The organism is Arthrobacter sp. 05N429 (assembly GCF_056397045.1).
The window spans coordinates 32598-48644 of sequence record NZ_JBFTMQ010000015.1 but is presented as its reverse complement, the minus strand read 5'-3'; the positions used below and the strand labels follow the sequence as shown (position 1 = coordinate 48644).

The following is a 16047-nucleotide window of genomic DNA, read 5'->3' as shown; positions in this document are numbered from 1 at the left end:
CCGGCGGCGGGCTCGGCGCGCGGCGGTGGCCGGTATTGTTTTACGCAGCAGCAGTCAAAGGAACTATAGGAGGCACGGTTGGCGCACTTCGTGATCATGGGTTGTGGCCGGGTGGGGGCAACCCTCGCGCACACCCTCGAGGACGCGGGCCATTCCGTGGCCATCATCGACCAGGACGACCGCGCATTCCGGCGGCTCCGGGCGGGTTTCACGGGCCGCAAGGTCACCGGCGTCGGCTTCGACCGGGAGACCCTGAAGCAGGCCGGCGTCGCGGACGCCTATGCGTTCGCAGCTGTCTCCAGCGGTGACAATTCCAATATCCTTGCCACGCGCGTGGCCCGCGAAACCTTCCACGTCCCCCACGTTGTGGCCAGGATCTACGATCCGGGCCGTGCCGAGATCTACCAGCGCCTGGGCATCCCCACGGTGGCCGCCGTGCGCTGGAGCGCCGACCAGGTCCTTCGGCGGATCCTGCCCGAACAGCACCTCGCCGGCGACTTCCGGGATCCCTCGGGCCGGCTTGTGTTGGCCGAGGTGGACCTGGACCCGGAGTGGATCGGGCACCCGGTGACCTCGATCGAAAAAGCCGCCGGAATCCGCGTAGCCTATTTGACCCGCTTCGGCGAGGGCATGCTGCCGGTGGCCGGCACCCTGTACCAGGACGGCGACACCGTCCATGCGATGCTCGGCGTGGACCGCAGCACCGAAGTCGCGCACATTCTTGCCAAGTCCCCCGCCAAGGAGTCCTAAGTGAAAGTCGTCATTGTCGGGGCGGGAAGCGTCGGTTCCTCGATCGCGCGCGAACTGCTGGCCCACAAACACGAGATCCTGCTGATCGACCTGAAGCCCGAGGTGATCGGGCGCAGCGGCCTGCGCGGCGCGCACTGGCTGGTCGGCGATGCCTGCGAGCTGAGCACCCTGCAGGACGCGAAACTGGAGGACGCCGACGTCGTGGTCTCCGCGACCGGCGATGACAAGGTGAACCTGGTGGTCTCGCTGCTCGCGAAGACCGAATTCGGCGTCGGGCGGACGGTGGGCCGGGTCAACAACCCCAAGAACGACTGGATGTTCGACGATTCCTGGGGCGTCGACGTCGCGGTCAACACCCCGCAGCTCATGACCGCCCTCGTCGAGGAGGCGGTGGAGATCGGCGACCTGGTGCGCCTCCTGACCCTGCAGACCGGGGTGTCATCCCTGGTCGAGTTCACGGTCCCCCACGATTCGCACGTGATCGGCCTGACGGTGGGCAGCATCGACTGGCCGGAGGATTCGACCCTCGTGGCGATCCTGCGGGACCAGGCGCCCATCACCCCGAGCCGTGACGATGTGATCGACGGCGGCGACGAGCTGTTCTTCGTGACCACGATCGCGGCCGAGGACGAGCTGCGTGCCCTGCTCTCGCCCGAGTCGACCGGCGATGATGAGCACGCTGACGAACAGCTCCCCGCCGCGGCGGACGACGGCTTCGACGGCTAGTTGAATTTGCGCTGTCAGTTGGAGTGGTTATTCCGCCCGGATAACCACTCCAACTGCCAGCTCAACTGGTTTTGTCGGCCGGTGCGGGGCGGGTCAGCAGCCAGGCGACCCAGATGCCCAGGATGTAAAGCGGTGCGCCCATGAGGAGCCGGGTGGTAGCGAGGGCGGCGAAACCGGCGTCGCCCATGAAGTACAGCGGAACCTGGACCACCAGCCGCAGGGCCAGCACCGCGATAATCACCCAGGTGCCGATCTGGTAGGCCTTGACCCTGGCAGGGTTCTTCCGCCAGTCCAGGCCCTCGTTCCGGATGAACCCGAAAATCAGCCCGGCAAAAGGCCAGCGGACGGCAATCGAGATGGCCATGCCCACGATGTAGCCGGCGTTCGTGAAGAACCCGAGGACATAGAAGTCCTCCGCCTTGCCCGTGCTGTTGGCAAGCCACGCGGAGAGCCCGACGCCGGCGATCCCCGCCAGCGCCTGCGTCAGCGGTTTGCGCTGGACCAGCCGCGTGACCGTGAAAACAGCAGCAACGGCCAGCGCAAGGATCAGGGCCAGCGGCAGCTCACGCGTGATCGTGAACGCGACCAGGAACACCAGGCCGGGGAGGATGCTCTCCGCAATGCCCTGGATCCCGCCGGCGCTTTTGAGTACGTCGATGTTGCCGTTGCTGGAACGGTGCAGGCCGGCCTTGGCCGCGTAGCCTTCGGCGAGCTGCGCCACTGTCGGCTGGTCTGCTGTCGGCTGGTCTGACGCGGGCTGGTCAGCCGTTGGCTGGTCAGCCGTATCCTTCCCGGCCGATCCCTGCCCGGCTGCTGTCTCAGGTTTCTCGGGCAAAGTCATTGCTCCTCCTGGCGGGAGAGTATTTCGTAGCGGGGGTTGAACATGGTGGGCAGGCCGTCGCGCACGGTGACCATGCCCTGGAGGCGGAGTTCCGTGCCGGCCTCGACGCCGGGGATGCGGCGGCGTCCCAGCCAGACCACCCGGAGCCGGTCCTTGGGGCCGAAGGGCCGGTGCCGCCGGGCACCCGCAGCGGCCGGCGGCGCGGCGGGTGCGGCAGCGCCGGCTGCGGACCCCGCGGGAACCGCCGCGGCACGGGTTATCTTGGCGCCGGGTGCCTTGATGATGGGCGCGTCGTGGTCGACGACGACCGCGGTGAAGGCAGCCACCTGGCTTGCCGGCGCGTAGGTGACCGACTCGATGTAGCCGTGGCACACCACTCGGCCGCGGTCCGGCAACCCCCTCACGGAGACGGAAGAGGCCGGATCCGGGCGGGGGGCATCAGCCAATCTGGGTAATCTCCGGTCCACGTTCGGGCCGCTCGAGGTCCGGAGCCGACTGCGGTGCTGGCGCGGCGTTGTCCTTCGGCAGGCGGAGCTGCAGCAGGTCGCGCGGCGGCATCGGGTTTTCACCGCGGACCACCACGATCTGCCGGAACAGGCTCTCAAGCCCGGCGGCCGCGTCGCGGTCCACGGCAGCCTCGCCGCCGAACACTCCGCGGAGGAACCAGCGCGGACCATCGACGCCGATGAAGCGGGCCACGCGGTAGCCGTGGCTTTCGTCGGCGCCGCCGGCCGGCAGCTTGGCGAGCAGCTCGATGCCGAAGCCGCCCGGGATTTCCTCGATCTGGCCGCCCTGGCTGCCAACCGACTGGCCGATCTGCTCGCGGATTTCGTCCCAAAGGCCCTCGGAGCGGGGCGCCGCGAAAGCCTGGAGCTGGAGGCTTGAGCCGTTCAGGTCCATGGTGACGGCCACAACGCGCTGCGTGGCCTCTTCGACCTCGAGCCGGAGCTGGAGGCCTTCCGCGGGGGCAATCAGGAGTGCACCGAGGTCCACATAGCCGTCCTGGTCCTCGATCTCCGAGACGTCGAAGGGACCCGTGGCCCCGCGGCCGGGGACAGCGGAAGTGAACCCGGCGGAGCCGGGAGCAACAGCGCCGGGTGCGGCGGAGTCCTCGGCGGAAGCGTCAGGAACTGCCTCCTGGGTTTCCCCGGGGTCGGTCAGCTGTTCCTGCTTGGCTTTCCTGCCACGCCCAAAAACCATGGGGTTGTCTCCTTAGTTGTGATCCTGTGCCGCCGCGCCGCCCCGCGTCCGCGTGGCGCCCGCCGTCTGCTGCTGTTTCATTCTGTGCCCCTGCAGAAACTCCGGCCGGCTGATACGTCCTGCAAATAAGTCCTGCTCAAAAGTCCCTGCGTAAATACTGCGGGTTTTGCCGGCTGCCGGTCAGACCGGCGCGCCGAAGCCGCCGGTGGATCCGAAGCCTCCGCCGCCGCGAACCGAGTCGCTGAGCTCCTGGACGGGCAGGAACCGGGCGTACTCCACGCGCTGAATAACCATTTGTGCAATTCTATCGCCGCGCTTGAGTTCGATCGCCTGCCGGCGGTCGGTATTGAGCAGCGTCACCGCGATTTCTCCGCGGTAGCCGGCGTCGACGGTTCCGGGGGCGTTCACCACGGTCAGGCCGTGCTTCGTGGCGAGCCCGGAGCGGGGGTGGATCAGGGCCACAAAACCATCGGGGAGGGCAATGGAAACACCCGTGGGGACCAGCCTGCGCTCCCCCGGTTCCAGCACCACGTCCTCGCGGGCGCGCAGGTCCGCTCCGGCGTCGCCAGGGTGCGCATACGACGGCGGCTCCAGGCCGTCGTCGAGCATTTTCAGTTGAACCGTCAGCGTGGGGGTCCCATATTCTGCCACTGCCTCTACGGCAGTCGTTTCTTCAGTCACAGTCCCTCACTCTAACGCCAGCGGGGAACATCAGCCTAGCCGCGGCCGGTGGGAAGGGACGGCCACGGCTGCAACAGGGGCCAAGGTGAAATAGCCCGGAAAAAGTGGAAAGCTGGGCCTATGCCCGAATCCAGTGCAGCCGTGCCTGCCCCCAACAGCACCCCCAGCGACGCCGTTCTGTACAACGAGAAGCTCTGGCCGAACGTCTGGATCTGGCTGGTGGCGGCGGGACTGTCGGGCGCCGGGATCCTGGTGTTCGCCCCCATCAGCCTGGCCGCCGGGCTCACCGCGGCGGTGGTCCTGTTCGTCATCATCGCGGTGCTGCTGGTCCTCTCGACCCCCGCCATCACCGTCACCGGCTCCACCCTGCGCGTCGGCCGGGCCACCATCGAACGCCGCTTCGTCGGTACCGCGTCCGCCTTCCGGGCCGCGGAGGCGACGGCCGAACGCGGCACCCGCCTCAACGGCCTGGCCTTCCTCTGCATCCGCGGGTGGATCGATCCGGTGGTCCGCATCGAGATCACCGACCCCTCAGACCGCACCCCCTACTGGCTGACGTCCACCCGCCACCCGGACCGGCTGATCGCCGCGCTGAACTCCTAGCCTTCGCAGTCCTTGCAGTACTTCAGGCCGTCCTTCTCGCGGGCAATCTGCGAACGGTGCCGGACCAGGAAGCAGGACGCACAGGTGAATTCGTCGGCCTGGGCCGGCAGGACAAGAACCAGCAGCTCCTCCCCTGACAGGTCCGCGCCGGGGAGTTCGTAGCCCTCGGCAAGGTCCGATTCGTCTTCATCGACCACTGCGGACGGCTTTTCCGTGCGGCGCGCTTTCAGCGCCTCAAGGGAGTCCTCGCTGAGGTCCTCCTCAGTCTTGCGTGGCGCATCGTAGTCTGTCGCCATTATTTGTCGCTCACACTCCGCAGTCGTTCGGTTGGGTCGCCGTGCCCGGTGGTCCTTCCGGGCTGTAGCCCTGGACCCCGGAAGCGGTTCTCCGGTGTCAACGCCGGCCACGCGGTTTTTGTGCCCGATGTCGGGTCATTTTTGCTTAAGCCTCCAGTGAAAGCCAGAGTCCTCTGGTCTGTGACGGCCGGCCCCCGCCGCCGCATCCTGGACCGGAAGACCCGGGGAACTGCCAATGGGCCCAAAACTGGCGTAAATTCGCGGAAAATCACGGCGCGCCCTCCGTCCTCACCCGAATTGGCCCGCATCGGTGGCAGAGTTTCGATTGTTAGTAATGCCAGGGTGGAGGATTTGTATGCAGGATCTACGGCTTGTAGGCGTCCACGACGACGGGGAGCATCTCCTGTTGAGCGGCACCGGCGGCGAGATGTTCCAGCTGCCAATCGATGAAGCACTTCGGGTGGCAGCCAGCCGGACGACGGCCAAAGCCGCGTCCGTCGCGGCGGCTACCCCTATTGCCATGTCTCCGCGCGATATCCAGGCGCGGATCCGCAGCGGATCGACGGCGACAGAGGTGGCGGAACTCTCCGGCATTCCGCTCGCGAAGGTCCAGCGCTACGAGGGTCCGGTACTCGCCGAGCGCGAGTACGTTGCCCAGCAGGCCCGCAAAGTGGAAGTCGCCGCCCCCGCCCCCGGCCACGACGTGTACCGTTCGGTGTTCGGTGACCACCCGGCGTCGCTCGGCGACATGGTGGCCCACCGGCTCAGCGCGCACGGCATTGAAGCTTCCACCGTCGAGTGGGACTCCTGGCGGCGTCCCGATGGCAGCTGGAACGTGGTGGCCCGCTTCGAACCCAAGCCCGGCGGCCCCGCCGGTATCGGCGAGGAACCGCCGGCCATGTGGACGTTCAGCCCGGCCCGGAAATCCCTGCAGAACGCGAACCGGTGGGCGCAGCAGCTCAGCGAACTGGAGCCCCTCGACGGTCCCGTACCGGCCCGCCGGCTCACCGCCGTCTCGGACCGCCCCTTTGATTTTGAAACTGACGCGGAGGCTGCCGCGCGCACCGCAACCGCCCAGCTCCAGGTGGTCCAGCAGCTCCAGTTGCACCAGGAACAGGAATCCGACGGGCTGCTGGACATGCTGCGCTCCCGCCGCGGTCAGCGCCTCGGAGTGGACGAAGACGCAGACGATGCCCTCGCCAAGCTGCTGACCAACGGTGTCCCCGCAGCCCACCCGCGGCCCTCCGAGATCCTTGCGGAAGTCCCGGCCGGCCCAGACAGCGATGAGCACGACAACGACAATCAGGACAGCGGCGGAACGGACAGCGGCGATTCCCCCGGAGCCGAATCCGGGGCCGCTGCGCCGGAGCCGGAGCACGTGCAGGCAGCCGGGACGGAACCCCGTCCGGTCTCTGATCCGTGGGAGCGACGGCGCGACGGCCGGCCCTCGATCATGTCCCGCCTCACCCTGGCTCCGCGACATGAGGACGCGCCGGACGATACCCTGAAGCTCCATGACGGCGTCAGTACCGAAACCCGGGAAATCACCATCGCGGCGTCACAGCTGCGGCCCGTGGGCCAGCAGGGACCCACCTCCAGCCCGGGGCTGGACGAGCTGCTGGGCGGCGGAACCTCGCGGCGCCAGCAGCGTGAATCCCCGGCCCCGGCCCGGGAAGACCGCGATGCGGAGCAACCGGAACGCCAGCCGGCGAAGCCGAAGCGCTCCAGCATTCCGAGCTGGGACGAAATCGTTTTCGGAGCCCGCGGCGACTAGCTGAGTCCCCGGACAACCAGGGCCCCGGGGTTGGCAGTGCAAATGCGCGGTCAGGCGCGGGGGGCCCTTTTTCCGTCCGCCTGGAAACAGAGCAGCGGGACTTCGCGTTCGGCTTTCGTCAGCGAACCGTGCTGGCCCACCACGTCGAGGGCTGTGGGCCGGACGCGCCGGGTGTCGTAGAACGCCAGCGGGTCCCGGGCAGCGATCATCACGTCGCCGATCCGCGGGGCGGCCTCGGCCCGGACTTCACCGAAGAGCCCCGCGTTGATGGCTTCCTCGCGGGTGAAAGCCCAGATCCGCTCGCCGAAGCGGGCACGCCAGGCATCGATCAGGCGGGAGCGGCCGGCGTCGCCCTCCGCCCCCTCCAAGTAGAGGTGGACCATCCGCGGCTCGCCGGCCGTGTGGCGGACCCCTGCAACGAGGTCAGGGTCGGCGGAATAGTCGATCCGCTGGGATTCCGGCACGTCGAGCATGCCGTGGTCCGCCGTGAGCAGGATGGTGGTGCCCGCCGGCAGGGTGGCGCTGAGCCGCTTCACCGTGGCGTCGAGTTCCTCGAGCTGGTGCTCCCACTGCGGGGACTGGCAGCCGTGGCGGTGCCCGGCCTTGTCCAGTTCGTTGACGTAGAAGTACATCAGGGAACTGCCGGCACCGGCCATCGCCTCCGCGGCGGCCGCGGTCCTGGCGTGGGAGGTGAGGGCGGTGACATGCCGGCCACCGCGGAGCGCGGCCCGGGTCATGGCGGAGTCGCTGAACTGCGGGAGGCTGACCGTGACGACGTCGACGTGTTCCGCGGCACGTTCGAATACGGTGGGGAACGGCTGCCACACCTGGGGATCGACGCCGGCGTCCCAGCCGCCGAGCATGTTGACCACCCGGTCCTGGTCCGGGTCCAGCACGTCGTAACCCACCATGCCATGCTGCCCGGCTGCGAGTCCGGTGCCGAAGCTGGCCAGTGAGGCTGCGGTGGTGGAGGGGAAGGCGGAGTCCAGGGAGACGGGCACCTGCCCTTGGCCGGACTGCATGACGGAGCGAAGGAACGGTGTGTGCGCCGACTTCTGCTTCAGCAGGCTGCGGCCCAGACCGTCGGCGAGGACGACGCAGACCCGCTGGGAGGCGGGCAGGTTCAGGCGGTTCTCGAAGCCGGGAACACCCAGGCTGGCCGCGGCGCTCGTAAGCACCTCGGCGACGGACCGGTCACCGAAGGCCGGGGCTGCGGGAAGGCTCCCGGCTGTGGTCCGGACTGGGGCCGGGGCGGAGGACAACGGTTCAGGCACGCGGACCGGCGCCATCTCAGCGCTGGTGGCCGCGGCTGACGCGGCTCCCGAAGACACCCATCCGCGGGCGGGGCGGGAGCCCGGGGCCGGTGTGGGGCACCGGGGCGGAGGATCCCGTGTTCACGGCGCGCAAGGCACGGGCGAACAGCTTGGCGTCCTGGACCGCCTGCAGGCCGTCGGCTTCGGCGCTGATCCGGAGCACGATGTCCTCCTGGGCGATGGTGCCGCTGTAGCCATGGTCGGCCTCGCACTGCGGGTCACCGCAGCTGGCCGGGCCCATGTCGAGGCGCTGGCCGCCGGACCACGCGATGGACAGGGTCAGCTCGCGGACCGGATCCGACGGTTTGTAGTCCTGCGGCTGGGCGTACACGTAGCTGAGCACCACGGAGCCGATCTGCGTCACGGGCACGGATTCAGTGGAGACCTGCGCCACCGTCTGCTCCCCCGCCTCGTCGAGCTGCTGGTCGTCCACGTGGGTGATCACCAGCATGTCTTCGGTCAGGACCAGTACGGTGATGTGGCGGCGGACCTCGGCGCGGTCGAAGTGCGTCTCGAGGTGCACGAGGTGCGCCACGCAGTCGCGCCCGTCAAGGGCGTCGGCGACGACGTCGGCCACCAGCCGGGGGTAGAAACCGGCCTGCTGGAGCGCCCCTTCCAGGCTTTGACCCTGCGCACTGTGGTCATGCAGGCCGTGGTGGTGCGCGCCCGGGCGTCCGGAGATGGTCGCCTGGGGCCTGGGTGTCGGAGACTGAAAGCTCATGGTCTCCATTTTCACAGATCGGCTGGGGACATGCTAACCCTCGCCGGCCAGGCGGCGCCCCGCCGCTCCCCGGCGCTTCGCCGCCGCGTGCCTAGGGCTGTCCCAAGGCTGTCAGCTGCGCATGGCGCGGCGGGCACTGTCGGTGCGCTGGGCGGCGTTCGCGATCCGGACGTCGGCGGACAGGATGGCTGCCCCCTCCGGCCCGGCGAGCACGGGGTTGAAGTCGACGAGGGCAATTTCCGGATGGTTGTCCTTGAGCCTGGTCAGCCTGGCGGCGAGGTCCTCCAGCGCCCTGGCATCCACGGCCGGCAGGCCCTGGTAGCCGAAGAGTTTCCGCGAGGCCCGGGGCGCCCGGATGAAGTCATGCAGGTCGGAGCCGGAGAGCGGCGGCACCCGGTGGGCCCAGTCGTCGAGCAGGTTGACGGCGTCACCGGCCAGGCCGAACGACACCACCGGGCCCAGCAACGGGTCCTCGATGGCGCGGAAGGTGCAGGCCTGTCCCACCGGCGCCATGGTCTGCACTTCCAGCGACGGGGAGCCGTAGCGTTCCAGCGACTTGCGCATTTCCAGCACATTCCGCCGCAGCGAGTCCGCGTCCTGGATGTCCAGGCGCACCCCGCCCAGGTCCAGCCGGTGCCGCAGCGCGGGGTCGGTGGTCTTCAACGCCACGGGCCAGCCGAGCCGGTCCGCGGCGGCGACGGCCTCATCGGCCGTTTCAAAGCCGACGGACGGGACCACCCTGATGCCGTAGCGGGCCAGCAGGCCCGCAGCCGTCTCTGGGTCCAGCCGGACCAGATGCTCGCCGCCCACTTTGTCCAGCAGCCGTTCCAGCTCATCGTGCGTGCCGTCCGGATCGCAGCCCTCGGGTTCCACGAACAGGCCCTGGTCTCGGCCCAGCCACTGGGCGTAGCGGACCACGGATCCTAACGCGGCCACTGCCGCCCCGGGGTTGGAGTAGCAAGGAACCACCGTTGATCCCGCCTGGTCCCCCACCATTCCCTCCACATAGATGGACGGGTCCAGCAGCCCGCTGAATGCCGCCACGACGGGTTTGCCGGCCGCCACCGAACATTCGGCAAGCACTCCTGCGATCTTTTCCACGGTGAGGCCGTGGGCCGGCAGCAGCGCCACCACCACCGCGTGGACGGAGTCGGCGGTGAGGACTTCCTGCAGGCTGTGCCGCAGCGCCGGCAGCGCCACGGACATCCCGGCGTCGAGGTCGACGTCGGTGACTATCCGCTCCACCCCGAGACCCTGCGCCGTCGCACTGTCCGCGACGACCTTGCCGAGCGCGCGGGAGTTGCTGAACACGGCGACTCCCGGGCCCTTCGGCAGGGGCTGGCTGGAGACGATCTGGGCGACGTCCATAAGCTGTTCGATGGTCTCGACGCGGATCACGCCGGCCTGGCGCATCATCGCGTCCAAGGCGTCCGGCGGGGCCTGCGTAGTCCGGACGGCGTGGCCGGGAGGCAGCCCGAGGCCCATCGCGTCGGACTTGGCCACGATGACCGGCTTGGTCCGGGCCAGGCGCCGGGCCAGCCGGGAAAACTTGCGCGGATTGCCGATCGATTCCAGGTACAGCCCGACGGCGGTCGTGTCGGCGTCGTCCTCCCAGAACTGCATCATGTCGTTGCCGGAGACGTCGGCGCGGTTGCCGGCGGACAGGAACGTGGAGATCCCGACCCGGCGCCGGCTGGAGGCCGCATAGAGGGAGACGCCGATCGCTGCCGACTGGCTGAACAGGCCCAGGCCGCCGCGTCGGCCCAGCGAGGGCGCCATCGAGGCGTTGAGGGACACGGCAGGGTTGGTGTTCATGATGCCCAGCGACGCGGGGCCGATCACGCGCATGCCGTTGGCGCGGGCCTGCCGGACGAGTTCACGCTGCCGGGCGAGGCCGCGTTCGCCGTCGTCCGCGTAGCCGGCCGTGGCCACCACGATCCCTTTGACCCCCGCGGCGCCGCATTCCTCCACGACTTTCGGGACCTCGGCGTACGGGACGGCGATGATGGCGAGATTGACGGGGCCCGGCACCTCGGAAAGCCGGGCGAAGGAGAGCATGCCGGCGAGCTCGAACGCCTCGGGGTTGATCGCGTAGACGGGCCCGGTGAAGCGGCCCTCAATGATGTGCTCCAGCAGCTGGTAGCCCACGGTGCCCCATTTGCGGCTGGCCCCGATCACGGCCACGGAGGACGGGGCGAGCAGTTCCTGGATGCTGCGGGCCTCCGCGCGGTGTTCGCGGGACTCCATCACGGCGCGGGACTTGTCGGTGGGGTCGATGTTGAATTCGAGGCTGACCACACCGTCGTCGAAGTGGCGTTTGACGTCGTATCCGGCGTCGGAGAACACCATCAGCATCTTGCGGTTTTCCGGGAGCACCTCGGCGCTGAACTTGCGGATCCCGTTTTCCCGGGCGGCGGCCGCGAGGTGTTCGAGCAGGATGGACCCGATGCCCCGGCCCTGGTGCGCGTCGGCGATGTTGAACGCGACTTCGGCTTCTTCGGGGTCATCGAGCCGGTCGTACCGGCCGATGCCCATGATTTCTCCGCCGATGGTGATCACGAGGGCCACGCGGTCCTTGTAGTCCACCTCGGTGAACCGTTTGAGTTCCTTGGCGGAGAGTTTGGACTTGAACGCGAAGAACCGCATGTAGATGGACTTCTGCGACTGCCCCCCGTGGAAGGCCTGGACGGCGTCGGCGTCGGCGGGGTGGATCGGGCGCAGATGGGCCGTCCCGCCGTCGCGCAGGACAACATCGGCTTCCCAATATTCCGGATATACGCCGTCCGCGGGCTGATCCACCATAGGCTTAGCCTAGTCATAAACTTTTGCAGCACACGTTCAGCACCCCTCAGAAGGACCCACCAGCCTCATGGCACGCCGCCAAACCACGTCCCCGGCAGGGGAAGCCAGCCCGGATTTCGTAGAGAATATCGTCGATATCGACGTCACGTCGGAGATGGAAGGATCGTTCCTCGAGTACGCCTATTCGGTGATCTACTCGCGGGCGCTCCCGGACGCCCGCGACGGCCTGAAACCGGTGCAGCGGCGCATCCTGTACATGATGAGCGAGATGGGCCTCCGCCCCGACCGCGGCCACGTCAAGAGCGCCCGCGTTGTGGGCGAGGTCATGGGCAAACTGCACCCGCACGGTGACACGGCGATCTATGACGCCATGGTGCGCATGGCGCAGGACTTCTCGCTGCGCCTGCCCCTCATCGACGGCCACGGCAACTTCGGCTCGCTCGACGACGGCCCGGCGGCCCCGCGCTACACCGAGGCACGCCTCGCGGCCGCGGCGCTGACCCTGACGGACCACCTCGACGAGGACGTCGTCGACTTCGTCCCCAACTACGACAACCAGCTGACCCAGCCGGACGTGCTGCCGGCCGCGTTCCCGAACCTGCTGGTCAACGGCGCCACCGGCATCGCCGTCGGCATGGCCACGAACATGGCCCCGCACAACCTGGTGGAAGTGATCGCCGCCGCCCGGCACCTGATCGATCACCCGGACGCCACGCTCGAGGACATCATGAAGTTCGTCCCCGGCCCGGACCTGCCGACGGGCGGCCGGATCGTGGGCCTGGACGGCATCCGCGACGCCTACGCCACGGGCCGCGGCTCGTTCAAGACCCGGGCCAAGGTGGAGGTCGAGCAGCTCTCGGCCCGCCGCACCGGTCTGGTGGTCACGGAACTGCCGTACATGGTGGGCCCGGAGAAGGTGATCGAGAAGATCAAGGACGCCGTCAACGGCAAGAAACTCACCGGCATCAGCGACATCGTGGACCTCACGGACCGCAAGCACGGCCTCCGCCTGGTGATCGAGCTGAAGAACGGTTTCAACCCCAACGCCGTGCTCCAGCAGCTGTACCGCTACTCGCCGATGGAGGATTCCTTCGGCATCAACAACGTCACCCTCGTGGACGGGCAGCCGCAGACCCTCGGGCTGCTGCAGCTGCTCTCCGTCTACGTTGAGCACCGCATCAACGTCGTCCGCCGCCGCACAGCCTTCCGCCTCGGCAAGAAGAAGGACCGCCTGCACCTGGTGGAAGGCCTCCTGATCGCGATCGTGGACATCGACGAGGTCATCCAGATCATCCGTTCCTCGGACGAGGCGGCCGCGGCCCGGACCCGGCTGATGTCCATTTACGACCTCTCCGAGATCCAGGCCAACTACATCCTGGAGCTCCGGCTCCGGCAGCTGACCAAGTACTCCCGGATCGAACTCGAGAAGGAGCAGGACGAGCTGCGCCGCGAGATCGCCGAGCTGGAAGCCATCCTCGGCTCCAGCGAGCGGCTCCGCGCCCTCGTCTCCGCCGAGCTGGCCGAGATCGCCGAGAAATACGGCACCCCGCGCCGCACCGTCCTGCTCGAATCCGAGGCCGTCTCCCCCACCGTCGCCGCCCTGGCCGCCGCGCCGGGAGCCAAGGGCAAGGCCGCACCCCTGGCGCTCGAGATCGCGGACGATCCCTGCTGGGCGATCCTGACCGCGTCCGGCCAGATCGCACGCACCGCCAACCAGGACAGCCTCGCCGAGTCCGGCCCGCGGACCCGGCACGACGTGTTCACCTCCGTGGTCAAGACGTCCGCGCGCGGCGAGATTGCCGCCGTCACCTCACAGGGGCGCATGCTCCGGCTCCAGGTGATGGACATGCCCGTGCTGCCGCCGACCTCCGGCACGCCGAACCTGGCCGGCGGGGTGCCGGCCAAGGACTTCATCACGCTGCTCAAGGGCGAATCCCTCGTGGCGTTCGCGCCGCTGGATGAGGTGCTGGCGGTCGGTACCGCGCAGGGCGTGGTCAAGCGGGTCCAGCCCGACTACCCGCTGAACCGCGAGGACTGGGAAGTCATCGCGCTCAAGGACAAGGACACCGTGGTGGGCGTGGCCCCCGCAGTTTCCGACGACGTCGACCTCGTCTTTGTGACGCGGCAGTCGCAGCTCCTGCGCTTCCCCGCCTCCGCGGTCCGTCCGCAGGGCCGGACCGCCGGCGGCATGGCCGGCATCAAGCTGGCCGCCGGGGACCGGGTGATGTTCTTCGGCACCGCCAGCCCGGCCGACAGCGACGCCGTCGTCGTCACCATCGCCGGTACGGACGGCGCACTGCCCGGGACCGCCCCGGGGGCCGCCAAGGTGACCGCCCTCTCCGAATACCCGGCCAAGGGCCGCGCCACCGCCGGGGTCCGGGCACACCGTTTCCTCAAGGGCGAGGACACCCTGCTCCTCGCGTGGGCAGGCCACGGCCCCGCCAAGGCATCCTCCCTGGCCGGGGTGGCCCGCTCCCTTCCCGGCGAACACGTCCGTCGCGACGGGTCCGGTATTCCGCTCTCCCAGGCCGTCGACGCGATTGGCCCGAGCATGTCCTGGCAGCCGGAGCCCGGGGCGGAAGCCTAGGCCCGCTGGGGTTTTGGGGCTGCGGGTGTCCGGGGGCGCTCGTCACGCCCGCCGCACTCATTCAGCACGAGTGGCCGCTATAAGGCCTGCCAATGCGGCCATTCGTGGTGAATGGCCGGCACGGGGCTCAGCCACGTACCCCGGCACCCCTGATGCGGGCCGGACATGAAGGGCCGTGCGCCTCGGCTCTGGCGGAATACCCCTAGACTGCTCGCATGCCTATCATCCCTGATATCAAGGATTGGACCTGGGTCCTGCAGCGGCCCTGCCCGGAGTGCGGATTCGATGCCTCGGCGGCGACGCCCGCGACGGCGCCGGGAATCGTGGAGAGTATGCTCCCGCGCTGGCGTGCGGCCCTGCGGCGCCCCGACGTGGCGGAACGGCCCGACGAGAACACCTGGTCCGTCCTCGAATACGCCTGCCACGTGCGCGACGTCTTCGCCCTGTTCGACCACCGGCTCGACCTGATGCTGACCGAGGATGACGCCCGGTTCGCGGATTGGGACCAGGACCTCTCTGCGGTCGAGAACGATTATGCCAACGCCGACCCGGCCGAGGTCAGCACCGAACTCACCGCAGAGGGCGAACAGATCGCCGCTTCCTTCGGCCGCGTCCCGGAAGATCAGTGGGGGCGCAAAGGCACCCGCAGCAACGGGTCGGAGTTCACCGTCCTGACGTTCTCGCAGTACTTCCTGCACGACGTGGTCCATCACCTCCACGATGTGGATGGGTAGCGTGTGGACGGGTAGCTACAGTTCCTTGTCCCACGCCGTGCTGGTGTTGACGGCGACGTAGCCCATCTTGGCGTAGAGGGCGAGTGCCCCGGTGGGGTTTTCCGAGTCGACGTCGAGCGAGGCCTTGTCCATGCCCGCCGCGGCGAAGCGGCGCATCGCATCGGCGAGCAGGGCCTGCGCCACCCCGCGGCCGCGGAACTCGCGCCGCACGCCCAGCAGGTCCGTGTAGCCCTCCTTGTAGCCGCGCGCCACGGCCCCGGCCTCGTCATGACTGGCGAGCTGGTAGCCGGCCACTTTCCCGGTGGACCGCTCCACGGCGACGGCGCTCAGATCCGGCCGGGCCAGCGGATCGTTCACCACGAAGCCCCAGCCTTCCTCATCGCGGGGCTCGCTGCCCCAGTGGTCCCGGAAGGCGTCGTTATGCGCCAACCGGACGGGCTCGTGCAGCTCGGGGCCGAAGCCTACGAGGTCCAGTCCCTCGTCCAGCACGGCGTCGGGAAGGCCGTCGTTGAGGGGCCGGTGCATTTCGTTGTAGTAGCGGACAATCCGGTAGCCGGCGTCCTCGAACAGGGCGGCCTGGTGTGCATGCTGCTGTTCGATATGGAGCCGCAGCCTCGGCGTGGAATCCGGCACGGCGTCCTCGGCGAAACGCTGGCGGGTCCTCGCCTCCATCCAGCCCAGCAGCCCGGTGCCGATCCCCTTGCCTTGCCAGGCGGGATCGACGCAGCCGTACCCGATGGCCTTCTCGCCGTCCGGGTTCTTGGTGATCCGGCCGTAGGCCCGGGTCACGCCGTCCGGGTCGAAGCCGAGGATGGTGTTCGCGTCGGCCGGGTTCTTCTTCGAATCGAGGACCTGTTCCAGATCGGCGCGGCGCTCGAACCAGACGGGCTGTTCGACGGCGGCCGTCCGGGCAATCAGCTCCGCCCAATCGTCCAGGTCCGCGGTCCCGGCGGCACGCCAGTGCAGGCGTGGGTCCAGGCTGGCTTGGGGCTCTGCGTCGGGGTGTGCGTTCATGGCAA

At 68.8% G+C, this 16047-nt stretch carries 15 protein-coding genes; 6 read left to right on the top strand and 9 right to left on the bottom strand.

Features of this window, described 5'->3' with window-relative positions:
• Positions 1-78: 78 nt before the first annotated feature.
• Both AC1DF4_RS17700 and AC1DF4_RS17695 read left to right on the top strand, forming a co-directional pair.
• Complete coding sequence (locus AC1DF4_RS17700) at positions 79-750, top strand: potassium channel family protein (protein ID WP_224049324.1); 672 nt, start codon at positions 79-81, stop codon at positions 748-750.
• Positions 751-1476, top strand: a complete 726-nt coding sequence (locus AC1DF4_RS17695; RefSeq protein ID WP_476914105.1) for a potassium channel family protein — start codon at positions 751-753, stop codon at positions 1474-1476. It begins immediately after the preceding gene.
• 61 nt (positions 1477-1537) lie between these two features.
• On the opposite strand, the gene AC1DF4_RS17690 is transcribed toward AC1DF4_RS17695, so the two are convergent.
• From AC1DF4_RS17690 to dut, 4 genes are all read right to left on the bottom strand, one after another.
• Positions 1538-2317 (bottom strand): DUF3159 domain-containing protein, encoded by a 780-nt coding sequence (locus AC1DF4_RS17690; RefSeq protein ID WP_476914104.1) that lies wholly within the window; start codon positions 2315-2317, stop codon positions 1538-1540.
• Positions 2314-2763 carry a hypothetical protein gene (locus AC1DF4_RS17685; RefSeq protein WP_476914103.1) on the bottom strand — a complete coding sequence of 150 codons (450 nt, stop codon included), beginning with the start codon at positions 2761-2763 and terminating at the stop codon, positions 2314-2316. The genes AC1DF4_RS17690 and AC1DF4_RS17685 overlap by 4 nt, the downstream gene beginning before the upstream one ends.
• The gene (locus tag AC1DF4_RS17680; protein WP_476914102.1) at positions 2756-3517 is read right to left on the bottom strand and encodes a DUF3710 domain-containing protein; all 762 of its coding nucleotides are present in this window, start codon (positions 3515-3517) and stop codon (positions 2756-2758) included. Before AC1DF4_RS17680 ends, AC1DF4_RS17685 begins: the two co-directional genes overlap by 8 nt.
• Positions 3518-3697: 180 nt before the next feature.
• Positions 3698-4198 carry a dUTP diphosphatase gene (dut, locus tag AC1DF4_RS17675; RefSeq protein WP_476865315.1) on the bottom strand — a complete coding sequence of 167 codons (501 nt, stop codon included), beginning with the start codon at positions 4196-4198 and terminating at the stop codon, positions 3698-3700.
• 120 nt (positions 4199-4318) lie between these two features.
• On the opposite strand from dut, the gene AC1DF4_RS17670 reads away from it, so the two are divergent.
• Positions 4319-4801: a DUF3093 domain-containing protein gene (locus AC1DF4_RS17670; protein ID WP_476914101.1), complete on the top strand. Its 483-nt coding sequence runs from the start codon at positions 4319-4321 to the stop codon at positions 4799-4801.
• On the opposite strand, the gene AC1DF4_RS17665 is transcribed toward AC1DF4_RS17670, so the two are convergent.
• Entirely contained in the window at positions 4798-5097 is a 300-nt protein-coding gene (locus AC1DF4_RS17665; RefSeq protein ID WP_476914100.1) for a DUF4193 domain-containing protein, read from the bottom strand. The genes AC1DF4_RS17670 and AC1DF4_RS17665 overlap by 4 nt on opposite strands.
• Positions 5098-5452: 355 nt before the next feature.
• Between AC1DF4_RS17665 and sepH the strand changes: the two genes are divergently transcribed.
• On the top strand, positions 5453-6871 hold the full coding sequence (gene sepH / locus AC1DF4_RS17660; protein WP_476914099.1) for a septation protein SepH: 1419 nt from the start codon (positions 5453-5455) through the stop codon (positions 6869-6871).
• A 50-nt stretch (positions 6872-6921) separates the two neighbouring features.
• Here sepH and AC1DF4_RS17655 read toward each other — a convergent pair whose 3' ends face one another.
• The 3 genes from AC1DF4_RS17655 to AC1DF4_RS17645 all read right to left on the bottom strand — a co-directional run bounded on the left by AC1DF4_RS17655 (position 6922) and on the right by AC1DF4_RS17645 (position 11707).
• The gene (locus AC1DF4_RS17655; RefSeq protein ID WP_476914098.1) at positions 6922-8145 is read right to left on the bottom strand and encodes an alkaline phosphatase family protein; all 1224 of its coding nucleotides are present in this window, start codon (positions 8143-8145) and stop codon (positions 6922-6924) included.
• A gap of 16 nt (positions 8146-8161) precedes the next feature.
• Positions 8162-8905 carry a DUF5998 family protein gene (locus tag AC1DF4_RS17650; RefSeq protein ID WP_476914097.1) on the bottom strand — a complete coding sequence of 248 codons (744 nt, stop codon included), beginning with the start codon at positions 8903-8905 and terminating at the stop codon, positions 8162-8164.
• Positions 8906-9016: 111 nt separating this feature from the next.
• Entirely contained in the window at positions 9017-11707 is a 2691-nt protein-coding gene (locus tag AC1DF4_RS17645; protein ID WP_476914096.1) for a bifunctional acetate--CoA ligase family protein/GNAT family N-acetyltransferase, read from the bottom strand.
• A gap of 67 nt (positions 11708-11774) precedes the next feature.
• On the opposite strand from AC1DF4_RS17645, the gene AC1DF4_RS17640 reads away from it, so the two are divergent.
• Together AC1DF4_RS17640 and AC1DF4_RS17635 are read left to right on the top strand one after the other, a co-directional pair.
• Positions 11775-14294, top strand: a complete 2520-nt coding sequence (locus tag AC1DF4_RS17640; RefSeq protein WP_476914095.1) for a DNA gyrase/topoisomerase IV subunit A — start codon at positions 11775-11777, stop codon at positions 14292-14294.
• Positions 14295-14509: 215 nt separating this feature from the next.
• Complete coding sequence (locus AC1DF4_RS17635) at positions 14510-15028, top strand: DinB family protein (RefSeq protein WP_476914094.1); 519 nt, start codon at positions 14510-14512, stop codon at positions 15026-15028.
• Between the two features lie 15 nt (positions 15029-15043).
• Here AC1DF4_RS17635 and AC1DF4_RS17630 read toward each other — a convergent pair whose 3' ends face one another.
• Entirely contained in the window at positions 15044-16042 is a 999-nt protein-coding gene (locus AC1DF4_RS17630) for a GNAT family N-acetyltransferase (RefSeq protein ID WP_476914093.1), read from the bottom strand.
• Positions 16043-16047: the final 5 nt, after the last annotated feature.

Excerpts from the sequence above, each read along its gene's own strand:
- AC1DF4_RS17665 (WP_476914100.1), bottom strand. The coding sequence starts at position 5,097 with ATGGCGACAGACTACGATGCGCCACGCAAGACTGAGGAGGACCTCAGC.
- AC1DF4_RS17635 (WP_476914094.1), top strand. The coding sequence starts at position 14,510 with ATGCCTATCATCCCTGATATCAAGGATTGGACCTGGGTCCTGCAGCGG.
- AC1DF4_RS17690 (WP_476914104.1), bottom strand. The coding sequence starts at position 2,317 with ATGACTTTGCCCGAGAAACCTGAGACAGCAGCCGGGCAGGGATCGGCC.
- AC1DF4_RS17650 (WP_476914097.1), bottom strand. The coding sequence starts at position 8,905 with ATGAGCTTTCAGTCTCCGACACCCAGGCCCCAGGCGACCATCTCCGGA.
- AC1DF4_RS17670 (WP_476914101.1), top strand. The coding sequence starts at position 4,319 with ATGCCCGAATCCAGTGCAGCCGTGCCTGCCCCCAACAGCACCCCCAGC.
- AC1DF4_RS17640 (WP_476914095.1), top strand. The coding sequence starts at position 11,775 with ATGGCACGCCGCCAAACCACGTCCCCGGCAGGGGAAGCCAGCCCGGAT.
- AC1DF4_RS17680 (WP_476914102.1), bottom strand. The coding sequence starts at position 3,517 with ATGGTTTTTGGGCGTGGCAGGAAAGCCAAGCAGGAACAGCTGACCGAC.
- AC1DF4_RS17630 (WP_476914093.1), bottom strand. The coding sequence starts at position 16,042 with ATGAACGCACACCCCGACGCAGAGCCCCAAGCCAGCCTGGACCCACGC.
- sepH (WP_476914099.1), top strand. The coding sequence starts at position 5,453 with ATGCAGGATCTACGGCTTGTAGGCGTCCACGACGACGGGGAGCATCTC.
- AC1DF4_RS17645 (WP_476914096.1), bottom strand. The coding sequence starts at position 11,707 with ATGGTGGATCAGCCCGCGGACGGCGTATATCCGGAATATTGGGAAGCC.